The following is a 24,024-nucleotide window of genomic DNA, read 5'->3' as shown; positions in this document are numbered from 1 at the left end:
GTTCTAATGATCTAGTTCGAGAACGAAATCCGCTTAAGCACCTCCTCGTCGATCTCCATCGTTGCTTGACGCAGTTGGTCTTCAACGAGCTGCTCCAGCTGCCTCTCCATATATAGCTGAACCAAGGAAGTTCTCGCTTGCTCATAAGGCACGTAGCCCTTGTCCTCGGTTTCGAGAAGCCTTAGCATCATCGGGCCGTTATGATCACGTAGAATGCCGGTAAACTCCCCGGGCTGCATGGTCATGAAAATCTCCTGCAGCTCTTGTGCCCCATCATCGTCTTTGGACTTTGTATCCATGTCCAGCGTGTCCCGCCGAACGGCGATATCCTTCGAAAACCCTAATGGAACGATAGATTCCTGGACACTGCCAGGCCGCGATAAGAGTTGATCCCGCAGCTGCTCCAACGGTCGCGGGCTTTCCGCCGAGATGATTTCGTAATCAAAAGAATAGCCTAGATGAAAATCGTCCGATTTAATCTCGTCATACAATGGCTTCAGCTCTGCATCCGTAAGCGCAGCCTTATTCTTCTTGACCAGGTCATCGATTAGAGCTTGATAGTTCATGCTGTGGAGATACGAATAAAATGGCTCGGCCCCATACTTCTGAAGACCGTAAATCGGCTGCTTATTGCGAATATTCTGCTGCCTGTCCTTATTCTCCGCTTCGAGCTGCTTCAAAAAGGAGACAAAGGACGAATCTTCGATGATCCCGTACCGTTTCATCAGCATTTGCTCGATCTTTATTTTTTTCAAATCCTCGATCGTTTTCTGTTTGGCGTAGTCCAGTGGATTCTGTCCTTGGTAGGAGGAGGTCCAGAAATCCGCATGGTAATCCGCACGATATTTGCGTTTGAAATCACTGACGGTTAAAGCTTTGTTCTGCTGCAAAAAAAATCGAAACTCTTCAGCCGTCACGGGTTCATCATTAATCGTAAATACAACAGGATCCTCTGATGACTGAGCCGCATGGCTCCAGATCACGGTGACGGAAAGTCCGGTGACCACAACCAGCAGGAAGACGAGCAGCATTACCGTCCTGGCAGGCCTCTTTATTACCAACAGAATCTCCTCCTTAAATTTAAATCGCTTTCATTTTATTGCCACCCTTATTATAGTCGGGCTTCAAGCGTGGATATAATGAACATATTTGACGGATACCGTACGATTTTTACTTGTTGGTTCATCCCTTTGCCTTGCCCTCGCATATCGTAAAAAAACCTCTGCAGCTAAAAGCTGTCAGAGGTTTAGAACCTTATAACGCCATCTTATGTTTCATACCAATAGCCTTTGATTCCACGCTCAAGCCGGACAAGGGCTTCCAGATAATAATAATCGCCCCAAATCATATAATCGTCCGGGGCCCGGTCCCCCCTTACGTGATAGGAGCCATGCTTCAGCAGCCCTTCCGCGTCCGGCAAATCGGTCGTGGCATAGCGCTCAACGAGTGATTTCATGCTGCGATTCAGCGCATCTTCAAACAGAGCCCGATCCGGATCGCTGTTTCCTATCAGCTCCAGCAGCTCAAGCAGTCCGCACGCCGTAATCGCCGAGGCCGAGCTGTCGCGCGGTGTGCCATCCTCGACCGGAACATCGAAATCCCAGTAAACGACCGCATCCTCCGGCAGACGATCGATAAAATAACGGGCCATGCGCTTTGACGTTGACAAGAAATCGGCATGCTTCGTATATCTGTATGCAAGGGCAAAACCGTAAATCCCCCATGCCTGGCCCCGGGTCCACGTCGATCCGTCCCGGTAGCCCTGGTGGGTGCCTCCACGGAGCGCATTTCCATTGTCGGTGTCGAAGTAGAAGGTATGATAGGAAGAACCGTCCCCCCGTACCAGAAACTTCTGGCTCTTAAGAGCATGCTTCATTGCTACATCATAATACTTAGCATCACCTGTCTGCTCATGCGCCCAGAACAGAAGCGGGAGATTCAGCAGACAGTCGATAATGATCCGCCCCCCATTTTCGGGATCGTCCTCTTTCCCCCATGCCTGAATAACCCCGATCTTAGGCCTCCACCGCGCTAATAAGGCATCGGCTGCTTGGAGCGCAAGCTCGCGCGCAGCTGTATTCCCGGTTACACGCCACTGTGCAACCGCGGACAGTGAGTATAAAAATCCGATATCATGGTGGTCCAGCTCGATATGATGGTCCAGACGATGCTTGAAGTTGGCTAAATAGGACTCGGCTGCTTCTTTATAGAACGGATCCTGACCAAATTCATAGGCGAGCCACATCATGCCGGTATAGAAGCCCTCGATCCAGTCGTTGTTCTCACCCCAATCATAGCGCTGTCCTTCGATGATGTGTGGTAATTTTCCAGGGTGTTTTTGAATATTCTGTTTGATTTTGACGAGGGCGTCCTCAATCGCAAACTTCCACATTTTACTCTCCCCTTTGCCGATTATTCTGTCTTGATTTCAACAATAACGCTCCTGGAGAGAGCTTCGGTGATCTTAATCGTTCCTCCAGGGGTCAACTCTGCCATTGGTGGATGGTTAAAACCGCTTTCGTTTCTTTCAGAGCTCGAAGCTCCGAATACCGCAGAAATCAGGAAGCTCTCCCCCGGTTCAAGCTCCGCGCTAAGCGTAGGTATCATCGTTCGCGGCTTCAGCAAATTCGTATTGGCTTCCGGATAGACCATCATGGCGCCGGCATATCCTTGCAAATTGACGATGCCGCTAATGCCTCCAGGCATAATCGCTGCAATTCGATCCGCTGCCGTCCGGATGGCATCCGGTTCGCTTCCGGTCAAGCCGGTCATCCTCCCCACTGCGAATCCGCCTTCGGCCGCCGTCAGTCTGCGGCCCGTATGAATGCGGTGAATCCGCACATGCCACAGCCCTGCAGGAATAAGCCATGTCCGTACCTCGACGTCGTGCCAAGGCAGCCATCTCGAATACACAAACTGTTGTTCAACCTGAAACTCCTCGCAGTAACGCCGCACACGATAATGCTCATCCCGCTCACTCAGGGCAAGCATGGAATCGAAGGCCCCTTCCGTCAAGCCGTAATAGCCTTTGGGAACGCTGAAGCCAAAGCGCGTGGAGTAAGCAAATTTTGAGTATTTGGCTGCGCTGTGTGCCATAGTGAAATTCGCCATTTGCCCGGATGCCAGAGCAACAGCATGTCCATCATCCTCCGGACGGCAAATCATCATGCGAGCGTGTGGCTGAACGGAGATCGGCTCCAAGCTGGGGAGGGGTTCCTCCTCCACCGACCAGAATGGATGGTCATCCGGCAAATCCAGAATGAGAAAGGTTTTAAACGCCCAGTAAGGAGATCCGGGAGCATTATAGCTCTCCGCCATGATCAGATTAGGGTAAGCGTAGCCTATGCTAAGCAAACCGTCCGTCGTAAAGATCGGCTGGGCGAGCCACCACCGCAAATGGCGCATAATAATCCCTTTCATGACCCCCAGCGAAAACGGCTCGACGCCGGCATATACGAGCGCGCACCAGAAGGAGACTTGAGCGAAGCGGTAGGTCTGACTGCGTCCAAAAGGAATGCTGCTTCCATTCTCAGCAAACCAATAGATGAACTGCTCGGCAAATATCTTCGCCCGCTCCCGGTAAACCTTGGCGCGCACCGGATCATCATCTTCCATCAGTTTGGCGTAGATCAGCGTGTAGAAATGCATGGCAAAAGGAATGTAATAATCCCGCTGATCCGTCTTGCCGTCGGAATACCAGCCATCCCCCAGATAATAGGACTCTATCGTATCCAGGTACTCATCCATGATGGCCTGGTTATATGGCATTCCTACCTTCTTGAACCCGATATTCACAAGAACCGTGAACATCAGCCAATTATTCGGATTCGAACGATCCACCAAGTTAATTTGATTCAACCAACCATACAGGTTTTCCTGCTCGCGCTCGTTCAGCGGGTGCCAAAGTTTATGCGGCGCAAGTGCCAGCCCAAGCCCCAGCACGGCCTGCTCGACCATTCGCTGGTCCTTGGTTGCAAAGGCCCCCCAGTATTCCTCGTGTTCCGGGTCGGTTCCGTTAACGATCCCCTTCAGGTAGAGAGGCCATAGATCTGATTCGCCTCCCCCGCCGGCATGGGGAACCAGCCCCCATAACGGCCTTGCGAAAGCCTCCATGAGAGCAATCGCCTCATTGTATTCGGCAGCCGTATCTCCAAGCTGAAGACCGGCGCATCCCGGCGTGAATCGCCGTTTCAACGGCTCCAGCATATCTGTAACCGCCTGCCTCACATCGGCTTTCGTACGAAATGCGTTATATGCTGCACTACCATTCTGCCGCAAGCTATCGCTTCCTCTCTGACTCATGGACCAGGATTAGTTCCATGACATATATTCGCTGGGTGTCTTTCCGTATTCCCGTTTGAACAATTTGATAAAATAGCTCTTATTCGCATAGCCCAAATAATCCGATATTTCTTCAATTGATTTATTGGATTTCTGTAATAATTGTTTAGCCTTCTCCAGCTTGACCATATTGACATATTCGATGAAATTCTGGTTGGTTTCACGCTTGAACAGGCGGCTGAAATAGCTGGCATTCAGATTCAAGTATCCCGCGATTTCCTCAAGGGTCACTTTCTCGGTCACATGCTGTATGACATACTGCTGTGCCCGGATCACTTCGGGCCGTTTCGATTGAATTGACAATACGCTTAATTTGCGGGAGAGCTCCTTTAAATAATGCCTGATCCAGCTGAGCAAATGCTCCATCGTATGAATGCCGTTCACGGCGTCATACAGCTTCTCTTCGGAAATGCTCTGCTGGACCTGCAGCGTGACCTTCGTCTTCATTTGCAAATCCATGAGAAGCTGAAGCACCCATTCTTTGACGTCTGCGGGATGAAACCGGCTCTTCTTCACCCATTTCGCCCATTCGTTAAGCATTCCTTCCAAGCTTTCCGAGCGGTTCAGCGCCAGAGCGTCATTCATTCTCGAGAAAAATGCAGCATACTCCGCGTACATATCTCCATCCGCAAAGGAGGATTTCTCGAAACGATGGACTCTCGCTTCCTCTAAATAAAACCGATGGTTCAGCTCCTTCATCATAGGCATCAGCACTGCCCGCAGCTCGGTAGGCCCGGACGCTTCCCTCCCCAGCAGACAGGTGATCGATATTTTCAGATATTGTTGGACGGCGCTTATGGCATTCTGCAAAGAGTAATGCAGCAGCTGCTGTTCCTTGACAGGGTCCTCGCAGCAGATCCACACCACCAGTTCGCAATTATTGTGATGAAAAATAACGCTCCGGTGCATGGTGTCCAGCACTTCCTGCAGGATATTTTCGACGGCAAAAGCGATGGTGTAATCATACATATTGCGAGCCCGGGACACTTCCGATATCCGGTCGATAGATACGATCACAGGCAAGTAATATCTGGCATCCAGGACAATTCCGTTCAACCGGGCGTGCTTGAGCCATGCCTCCTTCGTCCAAGACGGCTGGTACAGCGTATCCTTCAGCAGCTTTTCTTTGAGCGCCGACCGGTTCAGCGCATCCTTCTGCATATACTTTATGACTTCCGACGCCTGTTTCTTCTCCTCGTTCAGATCAACGGACAGGTTGTGAAGCACATCCTGCAGCTGCTCAACCTTCAAGCTTTCTTTAAGAATATAATCGCTTACCTTTAATTTCATGGCTTGCTGTGCGTAATGAAACTCATTGTGGCAGGATAGGATAACGGCTCTAAACCGGGGATTGATCTTGCTGAATTTCTCCAGCATCTCCAAGCCATTCATTTTGGGCATTCCGATATCCGTTATGACGATGTCGGGCAGGCGCTGCTGCGCATCCTCCCATGCCTCCAAGCCATTCGAATAACAGCCGATCAATTCGATACCAAGATCCTTCCATGAAATACTTTGAGACAAGTAACGTACTACCGGATAATCATCATCCACCAGTATTGCTGTCAGCACCCTGTTCACCTCGCTCCATCTCGAATGGAAATATTAACGTGATGGTTGTTCCTAAGTCCTGCTCGCTGTCGATCTCCAGCTGAATGTCCGCTCCGTAGATTAGGCGCAGCCGCTGAAACACATTGTGCACGCCGATTCCGGAAAACCCTTTCCTGGCAGATGCTGCAGGCTCCTGTGTGCTCATCACCTTGGCGCGCAGCTCATGCAGCTTGGATTCATTCATGCCTACCCCGTTGTCCCGTACAGATATGCGCAATTGATTCGAAGAATTGTCACGGGCCTGTGCCGCCGTAATAAAGATTTCTCCGGCATACTGCTCAAATCCATGAATAATCGCGTTTTCAATGAACGGCTGAATCATGAACCGTGGAACAAGGGCCCCCTCACAGCCCGGCTCGTAATCAATACGCAGCCGAACCTGATTCGCATGGCGAAAATTCATGAGCCGGATATAATGCTGGACGGTCTCCACCTCTTCGCGAAGCGGAATGAACTCATTATCGCGGTTAATGGTCATCCTGAGCAGTGAAGACAGCGAAGCGATTAGTTCGGCATTTTCCTGATCGCCCCGAATCAGAATGTTAAGCCTGATCGAATTCAGGAGGTTAAACATAAAGTGCGGATTAATTTGTGCCTGCAGCATTTCCAGCTCCGCCTTGCGCTTCTTGGATTGTTCAATCGTAATCTGCTCGATCATGGATTCGATCCGATCCAGCATATGATCAATCGTCCGTGCCAGGAGGGACACCTCATGATTGCCTCTAATACCCGATCGCATATCCAGCCTTCCCCGGCCGATATGGGTAATAAAGCGGCTTAAATCCCGGATAGGCTTCGTGAATGTCGCAATCAGCACGGTTAGCAGCACACAAAATAATGTAAAGAAAAACACCTGTAATCCAAAACTGATTAATAGAATCTGTTTGTGCTTCGATACGGCCGAGGATAACGGGATTAAACTAACCAGACGCCAGGAATTCGCGCGGATCGGCTGCTCGGCATACACATATTCCTGACCGTTCATTTCGACTGTCGATGACTGTTCGTCCCTGTTCCACCATGCTACTTGACTTCCGATCAAGGAAGGGTCTGAATGGGAAATGACCATCCCCTCCTCGCTTAGCAGCATCATCTCCTGATCCGAATTTGCCCGCTGGATTAGGTGGCTTCGAATTTTGCGCTCATTCACGCTGATAATGACATAACCAATGACACTGCCGGCCGACGTCCGAATCGGGCGCCCTATGGTTATGATGTGGGAGCTTTGTTTTTGCAGGGGATTGAAGCTGTTCTCCTGCAGCCCGACCCAATAGGTTGAGAAGGACGGAAGTTGATTCAGCTGTTCAAACCACGGCTGCTTATACAGCTGCTTGGGATCGAAATCGCTGTGAGAGTAATTGGTATATGTAACATCGTTTTTTCCTAATATGGTGACATAGTATTCGTCATGCTGCCGGAACAGCTCATCAAGCAGCCGAACGAGCCTGCTGTAATTCACCAGGTTCTCTTCCTTAAGCTTGCGATTCTGCCTGGCTGTGATCTGCTGCCTGATTTCAGTATTCGTGAGGACGATGTTCGACAGCTCCAGCGTCTGATCGAGCACGCCGTTCACATCCGACTGGACTGCTCGCAGCGCATCCTCAGAGCTGACGACCGCCCGTTCGAGCAGCAGATCCTTAGTTAAATAGTTTGTCAGTAAGTAGATTCCGCCAAGCGGAAGGAGAAAGCATACCAATGCCGACCAAATCAGCTTTTTGCGTAACGAGAACTTCGGTATCATCACAAAAACGACGCCTCAAATCGGATTGAATTGGAATAGGGAAAAACCTGAAGTTTTCCCCTGCCCATGATCTATATTTCTAGTAAATGAAGCATCCATCTTCCGTACGTTTATGAACGGATTAGTTTTGATTATTGTTTACGACCTCGGTAATTTTCTGATCGATGCTGTCAATCGTCTGATCGAGGTCCTGATTATTGAGAATGTACAGCTCCGCCTCCGGAATCACGACGTTCTTCGCCTCATCGGCATATTTAACAGGTACCGGGGCGGATCCCGGTATAGTGTTGTTGATGGTGTATTTCAACGATTCTATATCGATCTTCGAAGGATCGATCGAGGAGTTGACAATGGTGTCCACAAGTTTATCCGTATCGGATTTAGCCCAGCCGGAGAATACTCTGCCTCCGATTTCGAGCCCTTCGGATGTATACCATCTGACGAACTGGTAAGCTGCTTCCTTATTCTTGGACTTTGCAGCCACTGCCATATATGTCGGCTGAACCGGGGAGTAATGCTTGCTTTCCCCTTCGAGTTTAGGAAGCGGTGCAAAGGCTGTCACGAATGTTGCCGGAATCGCTTCGGTTCCGCCGGATTCCGCAACCATCCAGTCTCCCATAGGAAGCATTGCCGCAAGTCCGTTGAAGTATTGATTACGATAGGCAAGCTTTTGGGAAATGATATCTTCGTACGGGTTGACGCTCTTATCCTCATACATCATTCGTTTCATCATTTCCAGATTCGCCTTCAGCAGGGGATCCTTCGCATTGGATGTGCCGTCGCTCTTGAGGAAGGTATTATCAGAAGGCTTACTCATGAGCTGCAGCTGGAAGTAATCCGGCCAATTATGCAGATAAGCGCCATAGCGTTTCTCCGCGCCGTCCCCCTTGGTCAGCTTCTTCGCATATTCCTCGAATTCCGCCCAAGTCCAATCGGTAGGGACCGGTAATCCGGCTTCCTCCAGCATGGCCTTGTTCATAATCACGAACCACCGCTGCATGGAAGAAGGAAGCGCGTAAATTTTGCCGTTTACCTTGGTATCTACCAGATATTCATCCTCGTATTTATAGCCGTCCTTCTCAATGTAGCTATCTAGCGGCTCGAACAGTCCGATATCCGCCCTTTGCGAATAATTCGTATATGGAAGCTCCACGATGTCCAGCTGGTCGTTTGAGGCCGCCATCAGATCAAGCTTCTGCATGGCAGCAACCGAGTCTCCTTTCTCGTTCAGAAGATCCAGCTCCACCTTAATGTTCGGATGCTTCTTCTCGAATTCCGGTATGATCTTGCTCCACTGCGCTTTTGCGTCTGTCTGCCACGTGCTTAATTTGAGTACGATCTGTTCGGGCGCAGCCTCCTTGCCCGATTCGTTCTTGGCTTGGCCAGACTCTGAAGTGCTGCCCCCGCCTCCGCCTCCGCAAGCTGTAACCGCCAAGGCAAGAGACAGACTTAGCAATAGCGATGGTATTTTTTTGATTTTCATATAGACCCTCCTCTAATAGTAACAGGTTTTTTCAGGTTGTCATCAACATTTGTAAGTGCTTACAGGATCCATCCTATCATGCGTAAGCTTCTGGCGTAGGCGCCATTTTTTACGGAAGCCAAACGATTTTGACTTTATCATCCTTTCACTCCCCCAAGGGAGATGCCCTCAATAACCTGCTTCTGGCCAATGGCGAAAATGATCAGCAGCGGGAGTATGGCGGATACGGCACCGGCCATCATCAAGGAATAGACATCGCCGTATTGATCCCCGAACAGCCGAATGCCGAGCTGAATCGTAAACAGCTCTTTGGACTTTAGGAAGATCAGCGGATACTGGTAATCGTTCCACGTCCAGATAAACCGGAGAATGGCGTACGTCGCGACGCCGGGACGGATCAGCGGGAGGGCAATTTGCCAAAAAGTTCGAAAGTACCCCGCCCCGTCCATTTTTCCGGATTCGATGTATTCATCATGCACGCCCATGAAAAATTGCTTTAACATGAAGGCCCCGATAATGCTGAAGCTGTTCAGCAGGATGAGGCCGGCATGGGTATCAATCAGCTGCATCCAGTTGAACAACAAAAACTGCGGTACCAGGGAGGCCTGCGGCGGCACCATGTACAAGGCCAGGACCAGAACGAACATCGCGTCCCTGCCCCAGAATCGGAGCTTCGAGAAGCCATAGGCTGCCAGCGCGCATACGAAGACATTAATGACCGTCGTTGCGATCGTGATATAGATGGAGTTCCAATAGTAACGGACAAATTGGCCGCTCCATACGGTCCGGAAATTCTCGATTGCATTCCAGTGCTTCGGAATCCATTCGATCGGAAATTTGAATACGTCCGCCTCCGACTTGAAGGAAGTGGACAGCATCCACACAAACGGAAGAATGAACAGAATGCCGATTAAGGCCATGATGACGGTCCAGAAGGCTTTTGAAATACTGATTCTCATGTCAATCTCCTTTCTTGCCAAGTCGTCTTAATAGTTGACCCATTTCTTCTGAGCCAGCATCTGCGCGCCGGTAATAAGCAGACAGATCAGGAATAAAATCATCGCCATGCTTGAAGCGTAGCCTGTCTTCAGCTGGTTGAAGGCCGTGTCATACAATTCATACACAATGACGGTTGTGGAATTAGCCGGACCTCCCTGGGTAAGCACCTGAATCAGGTCGAAAATTTTGAAGGTTCCGATGATCCCGGTCACCAGCAGGAAAAAGGTGGTTGGCGATATGCACGGCAGCGTGATGCTGCGGAATTTCACCCATGCATTTGCCCCATCGATCTCAGCCGCTTCGTATAGGTCCTTCGGAATCGATTGCAAGCCAGCGATGTAAATAATGATGTTGTATCCGAGAAGAATCCACACCTGAATCATCATCAAGGACGGCAGTGCAAAGTCGATGTCCGCAAGCCATTTCGGGGGATTGTCGATCCCTAGTGACATGAGCGTCTTGTTTACCGGCCCGAGCGAAGGGTGGAATAAGACCTGCCAGACCATAGCCACAGCAACGATACTCGAAATATAAGGAAGAAAATAAATGACCTTGAAGGCATCCTTCATGTATACATGCTTATCAATGAGTACAGCAAGCACTAATGCAATGATCATGGTAATCGGTACCGTAATGATAAAAATAAGATTGTTGACCAAGCTCTTCACGAATGCGCTGTCATGAACCAATCTGACAAAATTATCAAAGCCGGCGAATTTCATGGCACCCATGCCGGCAACAAAGTTCCAATTCGTAAAGCTGAGCAGCAAAGACCCGATTACGGGAATGAGCGTCAGAACCAGCAGTCCCAACATTAAAGGAGCCACAAATAAATAACCGGCGATTCGCTCCCTCGCAACCATGCTGAGCCTCACGGAATTCTTTGTTCGTTTCATATTTCTCTCCTCCTGGCGTTAATGCTTGGCAAAGCGTAATTCGAAAAAGCCCTTTTCGAATATGGCGATAGAAATGTCGTATCTTCATTGTAAAAAAGCCGTCTGCAGCATATAAGAAATAGAAATGAGTATTTTGGAACGAATTTTACTTTTTTGCGCACAACAAAAAGACGAGCCCTCGGCGGGCCGTCCTTTCTCTTGTCCTATCCATATGATTCGCGGCTTCCCTTCCCACCTCATGGTACGATAAACCGTACTAAGTACATTTTAGAATCGTACTGGGTCTAAAACGGATATTGTGCTACATTACAATCATCGAGATTTCTAAAACGAACGGCGATGCCGGGAGGGATCTAAACAGTCAGCATGCGTTGCCACTCAGCTGGCTTAACCGGTATTCCATCGTTCAACCTATAGATCGCGGAATGATTCAATGGGGTTAACAAATGGGGGGAGTGAAGGGATATGAACAGATTTGAGCATCAACCGCATGAAACGGCCGGGATATTGACAACCCTGCAGTTGATCGGCGGAAAGTGGAAGCCGCTGATCCTGTTTATTCTGCTTCAAGACGGAACCAAGCGCTTCGGAGAGCTGCGGCGGCTGCTTCCGGGTGTCACCCAGGGCATGCTGACCAACCAGCTGCGGGAGTTGGAGCAGGATGGGCTCGTTGTGCGAACGGTCTATCCCGAGATTCCGCCTAAAGTGGAATACTCGATCTCGGAGCATGGAAAGACGCTGGGAACGGTGCTTACCGATATGTGCAGTTGGGGATTTCAGCATCTGGAGTATACCGGGCGCATGAACAGCCGCGAAGAGGAGCCGGTGAGGAAGAACACGGGCAGCTCGTAACGCAATTCAAGCGGCTCTAGTCAGCGCTTTGAAATGGAGAGGCATCCAGAGCTTAATGCCTCTAGTTAAGCGCTGCGAAATGAAGAGGCATGCAGCTAAATGGCTGGAACATGGCGGTCCAGGGGTTCCCTGTGCCGCCATGTTCCGTTTCGTTATAGGAGCCTTGTCTTGTCTATAATTTAGAAACGTGAGCCGCTTTTCGGCTTGATTAATATGTCGTATCGATATATATTTATATCGATACGACATATTTAGGAGGTGCTCATGTACGAACTATTTGTGTTAGGCGAATTGATGACGGGTGAGAAGCATGGCTACATGCTTCAGGAAATCCTTAAAAATGCCGGCGGCCCCTATCGGCAGATCAGTTCCGGTACGCTGTACCCGCTGCTATCCCGAATGGTGGAGAACGGCTGGATCCACCTTACCATGGATGAAGTCCCAACAGGTAAACGCCCTCGCAAAATATATCAAATCACCGACGCGGGAAGAAGTCGGTTTTTAGAGCTGATGGAAAAGCCGCTGGAATACGGAGCGGATACAACAGAGCTGCTCCTTTACAAGATGGTGTACTTCCGTTATGTCCCGAAATCGGTCCGGCTCGAATGTCTTAACCAGTATTTGAAGTACCTTGAAACAAATCTCAAGCATGTCAGCGATTTCGAGGCAGAGCTGATGTTCTATAAACCGGAGCCCGAGAAACAGCGGACGCAGCTCCTGCGCGTGCTGGATCACCGGAAACGGATCGGATCAGCCGATATCGAATGGGTAAGAGCTGAAATCGAGCGTCTCGCGTCGGAACCGGAATAAGCTTACCTAATCAAGGATGATAAAGGAGGAATTGAGAGTGGAGCGTTTATGGACCAAGCCGTTTATTCAAATGACGGTTGGCATGCTGTTTCTGTTTACGGGCTTTTACCTGCTGCTTCCCACGATGCCGCTGTATATCAAGCATTTGGGGGGCAGCGAATCCCAGGTAGGCCTTGCTGCAGGGCTGTTCACCTTGTCGGCGGTCGTCTTCCGCCCGTTCGTGGGAGCTCTCGTCGACCGTCACGGTAGAAGGCCCTTTTATGTGTGGGGACTGTTATTGTTCGTCATTTCCATGGTCTCGTATGACTGGGTCGGCGGCATTCTGCTGCTGCTCGCCCTCCGGATGGTACATGGTGTAAGCTGGGCATTTGCCACGACGTCCGTGGGGACCGCCATCACGGATTTGATTCCTGCCTCGCGACGGGGCGAGGGAATGGGCTGGTACGGCATGGCCATGACGGTTGCGATGGCGATCGGTCCGATGCTCGGCACCGCGCTTGCCTCCGGCGACTCTTTCCACACCCTGTTCCTTGTTGCCGCCGGACTTTCCTTAGCTGCATGGGTGCTCGCGTTTATGACCAAGGTCCCCTTTCAACCGAAGCCCTCGGCCGGGCGGATTCGGCTGATCGAACCGTCGGTTCTGCCGGTAACGGCCGCTATCTTTTTTCTCGCCGTGGCTTATGGAGGAATTACGACCTTCCTTCCACTATTCGCTGCATCCATCAGCGTCAATCCGGGAACCTTCTTTCTGGTTTATGCCATTGCGCTGACCTTAATCCGTCCACTGGCCGGCAAGCTGTCGGACCGCTTCGGCGAAGCCGCCGTCATCATACCATCCCTCATTATAACGGCGCTGTCGCTGCTTCTCCTCAGCCTTTCCGATAGCCTCGTCGGTCTGATCGCCGCCGCCATCCTCACGGGATCGGATTCGGCTCGGCGCAGCCTGCACTGCAAGCGGCAACCCTGCGAATCGCTCCCGAGGACCGGCGGGGCGCTGCCAACGCTTCCTTTATGACTGCGTTTGATCTCGGCATCGGCCTTGGGGCCATTATCCTCGGCTGGATATCGGAGCAAACCGGGTATCCGCTGCTATTCGCGATCGCCTCTGTCTCCGTCGTGGTGTCGCTTGTCATATTTGCGCTGTTTGTGAAAAGATTGCTCAGAACCGATGCTGTCTTAGTAAGCGCAGCCGGAACACCGGTAGAGCGCGCGGAATAAGCAGGAGAGGCGAATATGGACCCGCGATCAGCAAAGCTGCGCTTGCTCTAGCATCTCGCCTAAGGAAATTTATCCGTAACGAAAAAGACCCGGCCAGCCCGGCGGTTATCGCCAGCTGATCGGGTCTTCCGTTTTTATTTTGTTAGCTTCCCCCATGAACGGAGATCGCCGCTGTTACACCATAATTTTGCAGATGTCGTTCGTAAACTCTACCGGATCGGCAATCGGCAGCCCTTCGATGAGCAGCGCCTGGTTGTACAGCAGATTGGTGTAGAGCGCCAGCTTATCCTGATCATCCTTATGCGCCTTCAAGGCTTGGAACACCTCGTGGCCCGTGTTGATTTCAAGGACTTTGTCGGCCTTCACATCCTGCCCGTTCGGCATCGCCTTGAGGATTTTCTCCATCTCGATGGACACTTCGCCCTCCGCCGACAAGCAGACCGGATGGGATTTCAGGCGCTTGGAAGCCTTGACGGATTTCACTTTACCCGCCAGGATGCCTTCCATCGCGGTGAACAGCTCCTTGTTGTCGTTCTCCTCCGCTTCGGTCTCCTTCTTGTCCGCATCGGATTCAATTCCGAGATCACCGCTCGACACGGATTTGAATTCCTTCTCCTTATACTTCATCAGCATCTTGATGGCGAACTCATCCACATCGTCGGTGAAGTACAGAATTTCATAGCCCTTATCCAGCACCATCTCCGTCTGCGGCAGCTTCTCGAGGCGGTCAATCGAATCGCCTGCGGCATAATAAATATACTTCTGATCCTCCGGCATTCTGGATACATACTCATCCAGGGTAACCAGCTTCTTCTCCTTCGAGGAGGTGAACAGCAGCAGGTCCTGCAGATCGTCCTTGTGCATGCCGTACTCGTTATAGACGCCAAATTTCAGACCGCGCCCGAATGACTGATAGAATTTCTCGTATTTCTCGCGCTCATCCTTGAGCATGCTCTGCAGCGCGCTCTTGATCTTATTCTTGATGTTCTTCGCAATGAGCGTCAGCTGACGGTCATGCTGCAGCATTTCGCGGGAGATGTTGAGCGAGAGGTCCTCCGAATCGACCATCCCCTTCACGAAGCTGAAGTAATCCGGCAGCAGATCGCCGCATTTTTCCATAATAAGCACGCCGTTCGAGTACAGCTCCAGCCCTTTCTCATATTCCTTCGTGTAATAATCAAACGGCGTATGCTCAGGGATGAACAGAATCGCGTTGTACACGACCGCGCCGTCCGCCTTCACATGGATATGCTTCAGCGGCTTGTCGAAGCCGTAGCGCTTCTCGTTATAGAAGTTCTCGTAGTCCGCGTCGGTCAGCTCGCCCTTGTTCTTGCGCCAGATCGGCACCATGCTGTTGAGGGTCTGCTCCTCCTGAACCTCCACGAATTCGTTGTCCGCGCCTTCCTTTGGCCGCTGCGTCTTGACGTCCATCTTGATCGGATAACGGATGAAGTCGGAGTATTTCTTGATGATCGCCCGCAGGCGGTACTCTTCCAGAAACTCGTCATATTGATCTTCTTCGGTGTTCGGTTTAATCTTGAGCACAATCTCCGTACCAACTGTATCTTTCTCGGCCGGAGTAATCGTATAGCCGTCCGCGCCTTTGGATTCCCACTGATAGGCCTCGTCGCTGCCAAGCGCCCGGCTGGTTACCGTTACGACGTCGGCGACCATGAATGCCGAATAGAAACCGACACCGAACTGGCCGATGATGTTATGGCCGTCCTTCGCTTCAATTTCGTTCTTGAACGCGAGCGATCCGCTCTTCGCGATGACGCCGAGGTTGTTCTCCAGCTCTTCCTTCGTCATGCCGATCCCCGTATCGGTAATGGTCAGCGTACGGTCCGCTTTGTTCGGCGTAATCTTAATGAAATAATCGTCTTTATTGAACACCAGCTGATCGTCCGTCAGCGCCTTGTAGTAGATTTTATCGATAGCGTCGCTTGCATTCGAGATCAGCTCGCGCAGGAATATTTCGCGCTGCGTATAGATGGAATTGATCATCATCTCAAGCAGACGCTTGGATTCCGCTTTAAACTGTTTTTTCGCCATGAGAAGAGGTCCCCTTTCCGTTATGAATCAGGATTTTAGCACTCCATCGCATAGAGTGCTAACACTTCTTCTATTTAAACATGTTCCAATTTTTCATGTCAACCTATTTGAGGACTTTTCGGTACGAAAATAAAAGCGCTGTCTTTATCGTTGTATTCTGGTGTAATTCTGGTGTAATTCTGCCGTTATACTGCGGATTCCCTGCTGATACTCTGCGGATACTCTGTCTAGGCTCCGCGGACACTCTGTTAATGCTCCACCGGAAATCTCCGCATAAAACTTCACCCCGGTCGCGCTGAAATCCAGCCAGCAACCGGGGTTACATTTTTACGTTTCTATGCTGCCGCCCAATCGCCTCGACAAGACCGGACGTATCCACAACACATAATACAGACCGCATATCAGCAGCGCCCCGGCCGTGGCAAGGAAGGGAAGCTGATAATCTTGCCTGGCCAGAATCAATCCCGAGACAAAGGTTGCCCCGGAAGATCCCAAGCTCCGAAATACCGACCGCATGCCGGCATATAGATTCCGTTCCTGTTCGTTAAACGCGGACATCAGCAGGCTGTCAAGCAGATTGGACAGCATCGTTACGCCGCCGCCCCGCAGCAGGAACAGGACGACGAACAGCCATACGGGAAGTACCGTATACAAAGCCGCGAACAGCAGAATATTGACGATAAATACGGAAACGATCGCCGTATGATAACCGAACCGCTCCATGACGTAAGGCGTCATTAGAGAGCAGATAAAGAGCAGAATGGCACCGACGGCCAAGATGAGCGATACTTGATCATCCATCCAGTCCAGCCGGAATTTCACGATCACATTCAGGAAGGAGCCCGTCATCGCGATACACCCTCCCAAGAGGGCCATGAACACGGCAAACAGCCATAAGGTCCCGGAAAGAATAGGCGCCGTTAGCTTGGATGCCCCTTCGGAAAGCGGACGGCCCGGCGCTTCCTCCTCCCTGCCCACACGCTCGACCGGCAGCCAGAACGCCCGAACGGCTCCATGAATCACGAGAACCAGCCCGGTGAGGAGAAGGGAGGCTTCATAGCCTCGACTTCCTTCTGCCCCCTCCGCGATATATCCGGCCACCAGCGTGCCGAGACCCGTAAAGGCCGTAAACACGGCAAACATCAGGGAGAAGGCGCGGGCTTCCTCCCTGCGGGAACGGCAATAATGGAAGAGAAGCTGAATCTCCGTGGTTTCGACGAGCGTCAGCCCGGTCGACACGAGAATCTGGGCGGCATAGAACCAGAGCAATTGATCGCTGACGGCAAACAGCACATTTCCTGCGGCGATAAAGAACACGCCGGTAACCAGCAGTTTTTTTCTTCCCGTCCGATTCGCGAGCAGAGAGACCGGAATGGCGAGGATCCCCATGATCAGAATGCCCATCGATACCAGCGCGCCGATCTGATCCTCCCTCAGCCCCCGGAAGAGCAAATGCAAATTCAGAACCAGCGTGTAAAGACCGATGCCTATGCCGTACAAGGCTTCGCTTATAAGGAACCGGCGTACGCCGGTAGACAGCTGCAGCAGGTCTTTGATGTAAAAGGACATGTGATTCCCCTTCTGTCGGAATATCCGAAACGATAAGAATATGAGCAAAAACCAGGATCAGCTGTAAAGCTTTGCTTCCGAACGCATCCGCCGGGAGAGCGTCCCCGGATCGGTATCCTCCGAGGCGTATGCCTGCAGCAGAATTCGGAACTCGAACGGTTCCGGCTTAACCGTATGCTCCGGAGCCTGCGCCGGACCGCAGCTGTTGCTTCCGAGCCCGTTCTGGCGGTAATCCAGGTTGAACGTAATATATTCGCTCGGCATCAGGTCGCTGGCATGTTTGGCATATTCCACATCAGAGTCGGAATACCGGCTCGCGCTGAAATTCAGGGCAGACTCGGAAGCGGCAAGCAGGCCAAGGCCTGCGCCATCCGCGATGGAAATCCAGCGGACATCCGTGCGGTTCCCGTTCTCTTGCGGATAAATGTACGGCGTAAACAAGCCTTCCACCGTGCTGCGGTACGTACCGAAACGCCCTGCCTCCTTGCTGTCCGGATAGCTTTCGCCCGGACCCCGTCCATACCAGCGGACATGCTCCATATCTGCCGCAAGCTTCATTTGCAGCCCGATCTTCGGCAGCATGGATGGCGGCGTACCGATCGGCTCGCCCTTGATATTCATGATGATCAAGCCGCCTGAGGTGATCGTATAGACGGTTTCGCAACGGAACCCCCAATCGTACACCGGCGGCGCGATTCGGGAGACCCAGCGGGCTTGAATCGAAGCAGAATCCGGTCGCTTCCATTCGAAATGGTCGACCCGCTCGGTGAGCCGGTCCAGATGGGCCTTCCGCCAATCCGCCAGCACGTACATGTCGTTGTCGATCGGCGGCCGCCAGAAATTCAGCCGCGGACCGTCAAGCGTAAGCAGCTTGCCGCTCACGGACAAGCTTTCAAACCCCGGCCGGGAGGAATTCAGCGACAGCTCGATGCCGTCCATCGCCGCCTTGAGCTTGCGCTTCTCTTCAATGATCCGCAGCTCCCCCCGTCCAGCCGTATCCGTAGGCCGGAATTCGGGTACCGTTGCTGCCCGCAGCTGGAATTGGGACCAAGCCACCTCGTGCCCGCGCTCCGCCCAGCGGCAGTCCGCAGCCAGATGGAAGGATACCTCAAGCCACAGCTCCGCATAAGGATTCACCACGGCCGCCGCTTCCTCGAGGCTCACGGGAAGACGCAGCTCCGCGCTCTCGCCCGCTTCGATAAGCGGCAGCTCCAGCACCCCGCTGCGGACAAGCTCGCCATCGGCCAAGATCCGGTAATGGGCCTGCAGATGCTCCAGCGTAATGAAATCGTACCGGTTCATGACGAGCAGCGTACCGGCTTGCGGCATGGTAACGCGAACCGGTTCAATCACCTTCTTATACTCGAGAAGTCCCGGCGAAGGCGTTCGGTCCGGACGCACCAATCCGTCGATGACAAAGTTGCCGTTATTCGGCACGTCGCCGTAATCTCCGCCGTACGCATAATCCTTCCTGCCGTCTTCCGTCGTTCTCGTCAACCCATGGTCGATCCACTCCCACACGAACCCTCCCGCAAGACGGGGATACCTTTCAAAGGTGTCAAAATAAGGGCGCAGTCCGCCGGGTCCGTTGCCCATGGCGTGGGCATATTCGCACAGAATATGCGGCTTGGGATGCCCCTCCAGTTGACCGAACCCCTCCATCTTCTCAACGGAGGAATACATCGTGCTCACCACATCGCACACCTCGGCTTCCCGGTCCTCCTCATAATGGATCAGCCTCGTGGTGTCATGCTCCCGGCACCAGTCCGCCATCGCGCGGAAATTGCAGCCGAAGCCGGATTCGTTGCCGAGGGACCAGAACAGCACGCAAGGATGGTTCTTATCCCGCTCCACCATCCGGCGGACACGGTCCACATAAGCCTCCTTCCACGCCGGATCATCGCTTAGACGCGAAATATTGCCGAGCAGCTCGAAGCCGTGGGTCTCCAGATCAGCCTCTTCCATGACGTACAGCCCGTACTCGTCGCACAGATCGTAGAACCGCGGGTCATTCGGGTAATGCGCCGTCCGCACGGCATTGATGTTGTGCTGCTTCATCATCTGAATGTCCTCGAGCATCGTTGACATCGTCACGGTCCGGCCGGTATCCGGGTGATGATCATGGCGGTTGACTCCTTTGAGCAGGATCGGCCGGCCATTCACCATGAGCTGGCCGTCCTTGACTTCAACGGTCCTGAAGCCGACGCGCTGCGCAATGGTCTCCAGAGACTGCCCTTTCGAATCCTTCAAGGTCATGACCAGATGATATAAAGCCGGGGACTCCGCACTCCACAGGGCCGGGTTGATCACCTCGATTTCAAGCTCCGCCGAGGAGGAGCGGGCGATTTCCTTCCCGATTGCGCCGACCTCGGTGCCGTTCCCGTTCAACAGCTGCAGCTGGACCGAGCCGTCCTCCGTCCCCTCCAGCTCCAGGAGGACGTTCAGCTTGGCTTGCCGGTACTCCGCATCAAGCTCGGTGATCACGCGGAAATCGGCGATGCGAAGAGCTGCAGGCTCCGCGACCAGGTACACATCCCTGAAAATGCCGCTCATCCACCACATATCCTGATCCTCCAGATAGCTTCCATCGGACCACTGATATACGCGGACGGCCATCCGGTTCACCCCGGTCGTCACATAGGGCGTCAGATCGAACTCGGAGGTCAGCCGGCTTCCTTGGCTGTAGCCGATAAACGACCCGTTGAGCCATACATGAAACGCACTGTCCACGCCGTCGAACTTGACGCTGATCCTCCTGCCGTCCCAATCGCCGGGGATCTCAAATTCCCGGACATAACTGCCGGTCGGGTTCGCATCCGGCACATGCGGCGGATCCACCGGGAACGGATAATACAGATCCGTATAATGCGGATGGCCGTAGCCCTGCAGCTGCCAATGTCCCGGTACGGCAATATCGTCCCAATCCGTAACGTCATACTCGGTTAAATAAAAATCTTCAGGAGCCGCCTCCGGCTCCTCCGCATAATGAAATTTCCACATGCCGTTCAGCGACTTGTACCATGCCGAGCAGCCCCTGTCATAGCGGAGCGCTTCCTCGGCATCCGTAAACGGGATGAAATAGGCCCGGCTCTTGGAGCGGTTTCGCTCCAGCACGCCAAGATTATCCCAATCCCGGTCAATCGGTCTGACTTTCATGCTATTCTCTCCATCCTTTCCATATTGCTTTATCGTTGCTGTCATCTGATCTAGCCTTTGATCCCCGTCGTCGCGATTCCGCCGACGATATACCGCTGGGCGAAGAAAAATACGGCAAGCGGCGGAATGGAGATCAGGCATGTAATGGCCATGATGGACTGCATGTCGACGCCATGCATGCCCCTGAACTGGGACAGGCCCAGCGTCAACGTATATTTGGTCTGATCATTCAGGAAGATGAGCGGGCCCAGGTAATCATTCCAGCAGCTCATCATATGAAACACCGCAACTAAGATCAGCGACGGTCCCATGAGCGGCACGATGATCCTCGCCAGAACCGTCATTTTTCCCGCACCGTCAATCGTGGCCGCCTCGTCAAGCTCTCTTGGCAAGGTCATGATGAACTGCCGCAGCAGGAAGATGAAATACGCGGAGCCGAACCAGGACGGGACGATCAGCGGCTTAAGCGTATTGATCCACCCCAGGTAGTTGAACTCCATATACTGCGGGATCATGGTCACTTCCCAGGGGATCATCATGGTTGCAAGCACGATCAGGAACAGCGCATCACGTCCCTTGAATTGGAACCGGGCGAACCCGTACGCCACCAGCGTGCAGGAGATGAGCTGCCCGAGCGTGGACAGCAGCGTCACGATCACCGTATTTTTCAAAAACAGGTTAAACGGCTGGATGCTCCAGGCCTCCGCGAAATTGCTGAACCGCCAAACGGACGGCAGCCATTTCGGTGGAAACAGATACAGCTCCTGCGGGGACTTTAGCGCGGTCGTTACGGCCCAGAACAGGGGCGCAATGAACAGCAGGGAGCAGAATACAAGCAGCGTGTACGTGATTACTTTTCTCATGCGTCAATGCCCCTCTCTGCCGGCAGCCCGGCGTTTGACATGCTTCGGTTTTGCCTTCTTCATCTCGCCCTCATAGAACACCCAAGCCTCCGAGGACTTGAACACAAGGAACGTAAGCGTCAGGACGATCAGGAACATGAACCACGCATTCGCTGCGGAGTAGCCCATCTTGAAGTATTTGAACGCATTCTCGTACATGTACATCGCATAGAAAAAGGTGGATTTCAGCGGCCCCCCGCCCGTTAACAAGAGCGCCAGCGTCAGCTGCTGGAAGGCGGCGATGATCGACGTGATCAGGTTGAACAGCAGCGTCGGCGTAATCATCGGAACGGTCACATTGAAAAACTGTCTGATCTTGCCGGCTCCATCAATGGAAGCCGACTCGTACAAGTCCTTCGGGATGCCTTTGAGCCCCGCGAGAAAAATAAGCATCATCGAGCCCTGGCCCCACAGGCTTGCGATCACCATCGCGACCAGGGACCATTTCGTATCGTTCAGCCAGTCCGGACCCTCAATGCCGAATACCGACAAGAAGTAATTCAGGATCCCGTAATCCCCGCTGTAAACCCATGACCAGATCATGGCGAGGGCCACGCCGGAAATGACCGACGGCAGGTAGAAGGCGGTTCGGAAGAAGGCGCTGCCTTTTACCTTCTGGTTCAGCAGCATCGCCAGTCCCAAGGCGACGATAATGTTCAGCGGCACGAATAAAGCCGCAAATTTCAACGTAATCATCAGGGATTTCCAGAACAGCGGATCATCCGAGAACATCTCCACGTAATTGTCGAAGCCGACGAAGGTGACTTGACCGACGATCGGCCAGTCAAAAAAGGATATAACAAGAGAGAACAACAGCGGGCCCAGCGTGAAGACCAGGAAGCCGAATATCCATGGAAAAATGAAGAGGTAGGGCGCTGCCCCACCCCATCGTTTTCGTCCAAGCCGCTTCGGGGCCGCTGTCTGTCGTTGCGGGTTAAGCACATTGATCCGGGCCATAGTAGCGAGCCTTCTTTCTATCGTTTATTTCAAATAGCGTTCGCTGTCCTTCACCGCTTGGTTCAGGGCCTCTTGCGCATCGCTGCCGAACATGACGGACTCCACGGCTGCCGACAGCTGGCGGTTGACTTCGTTCCATTTCGGGTTGAGCAGGAAGGCCGGCGTATTGTCCGAACGCTCCAGCATCGTGTAATACGGCTTGTAGAGCGGATCCTGATCCTTCTTCAGCTCATTGACGACGCTTGCCCGGACCGGAAGGTCGGCCACGCGCATTTTGATCGCCTCATCGGATACATAGAACTTGATGAACTCCCAGGCCAGATCCTTATGCTTGGAGTCCTTCGCAATCGACAGCGCTGATTCGGCAAGAACCCCCTTGACCGGCTTGCCCGGGAAGGCCGGCATCTCGACGGTGCCCACATCGATACCGGCTTCCCTGAACGATTCGAGCGGCCATATTCCGCTCTCCCACATCGCGATCTTTCCGGCCTTGAAGATGTCCTCCCCGCTCTGCTGTCCCTTGCCACCAGCAAGCACGGCGGTACCGTTCTTCAGCATATCACCCAGCATCTGAATGGCTTCCGCCGTCTCTTTGCTGTTCATATAGCCTTCAATCGTCGTGCCGTCCTCCGATATGAATGAACCTCCGTTGCTCCATACCAGGCCTTGCAGGTCATACGTGTCGTTCTCCGCGCGTACGCCGAAGCCGTACTGCTTCTTGGACGGGTCCGTCAGCCTCTTGGCAATGTCCTGGAAGTCAGTCCAGGTCCATCCGTCGTTTGGATATGCGATTCCCGCCTCATCGAACAGCTTCTTGTTGTAATACACGACCCGCGTCGTGAATCCGGCCGGGATCCCGTACAGCTTATCCCCGATCTTGCCGTAGTTGAACAGGCCTTGGTAAAAATCGTCAATGTTCAAATCCTTGTCCTTGGACGCGTAATCGTCCAGCGGCTCCAGCGACTGATGATACGTCGGGAAATCCCACATATACATTACGTCCGGCGGGTTTGCAGCGCCGAAGCCGGCTGCCAGCTTTTGATCGAACCCGTCTGCATAGGCCTCTACCTGGACCTTCGTGCCGGGATGCGATTCCTCGAATTTTTTGGCGATATCCTGTTCAATCTTCAGCGCATCGCCGGTATCCCAAGTTGCGAACCGAAGCGTTGTAACCCCGGCTTGCGAGCCATTGTCCGGCTCCTGCGCCGTACCGGTGCCTCCGCCGCCGCATCCGGCCAGCATGGATGCCGTTAACGCCATCACGGATACGATAACCATCCATGACCTTCTTTTCATCATGTCGATTCCCCCTAAAGAGTTGAGGTAATTTGAATTAAACCGCTTTCATCATAACTCCTATGAAAGCGGTTCAAAACGTGCGCTGATTCGCAGTTTATCGTGTTTTTGTTCGAAATGGTCATTCTCGGTGTTCGTTTG

Annotated in this window: 16 protein-coding genes and 1 pseudogene; 3 read left to right on the top strand and 14 right to left on the bottom strand. The window is 52.6% G+C overall.

The features are described from left to right. Positions 1-11: 11 nt before the first annotated feature. The 8 genes from J2Z18_RS22960 to J2Z18_RS22925 all read right to left on the bottom strand — a co-directional run bounded on the left by J2Z18_RS22960 (position 12) and on the right by J2Z18_RS22925 (position 11,071). On the bottom strand, positions 12-1,061 hold the full coding sequence (locus J2Z18_RS22960; protein WP_210095425.1) for a peptidylprolyl isomerase: 1,050 nt from the start codon (positions 1,059-1,061) through the stop codon (positions 12-14). Positions 1,062-1,267: 206 nt separating this feature from the next. Next, positions 1,268-2,392 (bottom strand): glycoside hydrolase family 88 protein, encoded by a 1,125-nt coding sequence (locus J2Z18_RS22955; protein WP_007131523.1) that lies wholly within the window; start codon positions 2,390-2,392, stop codon positions 1,268-1,270. A gap of 20 nt (positions 2,393-2,412) precedes the next feature. After that, positions 2,413-4,278 (bottom strand): DUF2264 domain-containing protein, encoded by a 1,866-nt coding sequence (locus tag J2Z18_RS22950; RefSeq protein WP_245256154.1) that lies wholly within the window; start codon positions 4,276-4,278, stop codon positions 2,413-2,415. A 33-nt stretch (positions 4,279-4,311) separates the two neighbouring features. Next, a complete protein-coding gene (locus J2Z18_RS22945) occupies positions 4,312-5,913 on the bottom strand; it encodes a response regulator transcription factor (protein WP_210095424.1) in 1,602 nt (533 codons plus the stop codon). Further along, positions 5,888-7,693, bottom strand: a complete 1,806-nt coding sequence (locus tag J2Z18_RS22940) for a sensor histidine kinase (protein WP_245256155.1) — start codon at positions 7,691-7,693, stop codon at positions 5,888-5,890. Before J2Z18_RS22940 ends, J2Z18_RS22945 begins: the two co-directional genes overlap by 26 nt. 121 nt (positions 7,694-7,814) lie before the next feature. Further along, positions 7,815-9,176 carry an ABC transporter substrate-binding protein gene (locus J2Z18_RS22935; RefSeq protein WP_210095422.1) on the bottom strand — a complete coding sequence of 454 codons (1,362 nt, stop codon included), beginning with the start codon at positions 9,174-9,176 and terminating at the stop codon, positions 7,815-7,817. A 137-nt stretch (positions 9,177-9,313) separates the two neighbouring features. Then, a complete protein-coding gene (locus J2Z18_RS22930; RefSeq protein WP_210095421.1) occupies positions 9,314-10,135 on the bottom strand; it encodes a carbohydrate ABC transporter permease in 822 nt (273 codons plus the stop codon). A 27-nt stretch (positions 10,136-10,162) separates the two neighbouring features. Further along, entirely contained in the window at positions 10,163-11,071 is a 909-nt protein-coding gene (locus J2Z18_RS22925; RefSeq protein WP_210095420.1) for a carbohydrate ABC transporter permease, read from the bottom strand. A 465-nt stretch (positions 11,072-11,536) separates the two neighbouring features. Here J2Z18_RS22925 and J2Z18_RS22920 point away from each other — a divergent pair, with 465 nt between their 5' ends. The 3 genes and pseudogenes from J2Z18_RS22920 (at position 11,537) to J2Z18_RS22910 (ending at position 13,951) form a co-directional block, all read left to right on the top strand. Continuing rightward, positions 11,537-11,923: a winged helix-turn-helix transcriptional regulator gene (locus tag J2Z18_RS22920; RefSeq protein WP_007131516.1), complete on the top strand. Its 387-nt coding sequence runs from the start codon at positions 11,537-11,539 to the stop codon at positions 11,921-11,923. 264 nt (positions 11,924-12,187) lie between these two features. Then, a complete protein-coding gene (locus J2Z18_RS22915) occupies positions 12,188-12,733 on the top strand; it encodes a PadR family transcriptional regulator (RefSeq protein WP_210095419.1) in 546 nt (181 codons plus the stop codon). A 37-nt stretch (positions 12,734-12,770) separates the two neighbouring features. After that, positions 12,771-13,951: pseudogene (locus J2Z18_RS22910) on the top strand (MFS transporter). A 174-nt stretch (positions 13,952-14,125) separates the two neighbouring features. Here the strand turns inward: J2Z18_RS22910 and htpG are convergent. From htpG to J2Z18_RS22880, 6 genes are all read right to left on the bottom strand, one after another. After that, positions 14,126-16,003 carry a molecular chaperone HtpG gene (gene htpG / locus J2Z18_RS22905; protein WP_210095418.1) on the bottom strand — a complete coding sequence of 626 codons (1,878 nt, stop codon included), beginning with the start codon at positions 16,001-16,003 and terminating at the stop codon, positions 14,126-14,128. A gap of 327 nt (positions 16,004-16,330) precedes the next feature. Next, positions 16,331-17,572, bottom strand: coding sequence for an MFS transporter (locus tag J2Z18_RS22900; RefSeq protein ID WP_210095417.1), 1,242 nt, complete (start codon positions 17,570-17,572; stop codon positions 16,331-16,333). Positions 17,573-17,629: 57 nt separating this feature from the next. After that, positions 17,630-20,728 carry a beta-galactosidase, LacZ type gene (gene lacZ, locus J2Z18_RS22895; RefSeq protein ID WP_210095416.1) on the bottom strand — a complete coding sequence of 1,033 codons (3,099 nt, stop codon included), beginning with the start codon at positions 20,726-20,728 and terminating at the stop codon, positions 17,630-17,632. Between the two features lie 50 nt (positions 20,729-20,778). Further along, complete coding sequence (locus J2Z18_RS22890; protein ID WP_007131510.1) at positions 20,779-21,591, bottom strand: carbohydrate ABC transporter permease; 813 nt, start codon at positions 21,589-21,591, stop codon at positions 20,779-20,781. Between the two features lie 3 nt (positions 21,592-21,594). Further along, on the bottom strand, positions 21,595-22,587 hold the full coding sequence (locus J2Z18_RS22885) for a carbohydrate ABC transporter permease (RefSeq protein WP_007131509.1): 993 nt from the start codon (positions 22,585-22,587) through the stop codon (positions 21,595-21,597). A gap of 24 nt (positions 22,588-22,611) precedes the next feature. Continuing rightward, positions 22,612-23,886, bottom strand: a complete 1,275-nt coding sequence (locus tag J2Z18_RS22880) for an ABC transporter substrate-binding protein (protein ID WP_210095415.1) — start codon at positions 23,884-23,886, stop codon at positions 22,612-22,614. Positions 23,887-24,024: the final 138 nt, after the last annotated feature.

This window comes from Paenibacillus lactis (assembly GCF_017873605.1).
In the GTDB taxonomy this organism is placed as follows: domain Bacteria; phylum Bacillota; class Bacilli; order Paenibacillales; family Paenibacillaceae; genus Paenibacillus_AQ; species Paenibacillus_AQ lactis.
The sequence above is the reverse complement of the archived record's forward strand: the minus strand, read 5'-3'. Positions and strand labels throughout refer to the sequence as shown.

Bases quoted from the DNA above. Each gene is read 5' to 3' on its own strand.
- J2Z18_RS22940 (WP_245256155.1), bottom strand. From the start codon at position 7,693: ATGATACCGAAGTTCTCGTTACGCAAAAAGCTGATTTGGTCGGCATTG.
- J2Z18_RS22900 (WP_210095417.1), bottom strand. From the start codon at position 17,572: ATGTCCTTTTACATCAAAGACCTGCTGCAGCTGTCTACCGGCGTACGC.
- J2Z18_RS22930 (WP_210095421.1), bottom strand. From the start codon at position 10,135: ATGAGAATCAGTATTTCAAAAGCCTTCTGGACCGTCATCATGGCCTTA.
- J2Z18_RS22925 (WP_210095420.1), bottom strand. From the start codon at position 11,071: ATGAAACGAACAAAGAATTCCGTGAGGCTCAGCATGGTTGCGAGGGAG.
- lacZ (WP_210095416.1), bottom strand. From the start codon at position 20,728: ATGAAAGTCAGACCGATTGACCGGGATTGGGATAATCTTGGCGTGCTG.
- J2Z18_RS22935 (WP_210095422.1), bottom strand. From the start codon at position 9,176: ATGAAAATCAAAAAAATACCATCGCTATTGCTAAGTCTGTCTCTTGCC.
- J2Z18_RS22915 (WP_210095419.1), top strand. From the start codon at position 12,188: ATGTACGAACTATTTGTGTTAGGCGAATTGATGACGGGTGAGAAGCAT.
- htpG (WP_210095418.1), bottom strand. From the start codon at position 16,003: ATGGCGAAAAAACAGTTTAAAGCGGAATCCAAGCGTCTGCTTGAGATG.
- J2Z18_RS22955 (WP_007131523.1), bottom strand. From the start codon at position 2,392: ATGTGGAAGTTTGCGATTGAGGACGCCCTCGTCAAAATCAAACAGAAT.
- J2Z18_RS22920 (WP_007131516.1), top strand. From the start codon at position 11,537: ATGAACAGATTTGAGCATCAACCGCATGAAACGGCCGGGATATTGACA.
- J2Z18_RS22885 (WP_007131509.1), bottom strand. From the start codon at position 22,587: ATGGCCCGGATCAATGTGCTTAACCCGCAACGACAGACAGCGGCCCCG.
- J2Z18_RS22880 (WP_210095415.1), bottom strand. From the start codon at position 23,886: ATGATGAAAAGAAGGTCATGGATGGTTATCGTATCCGTGATGGCGTTA.
- J2Z18_RS22890 (WP_007131510.1), bottom strand. From the start codon at position 21,591: ATGAGAAAAGTAATCACGTACACGCTGCTTGTATTCTGCTCCCTGCTG.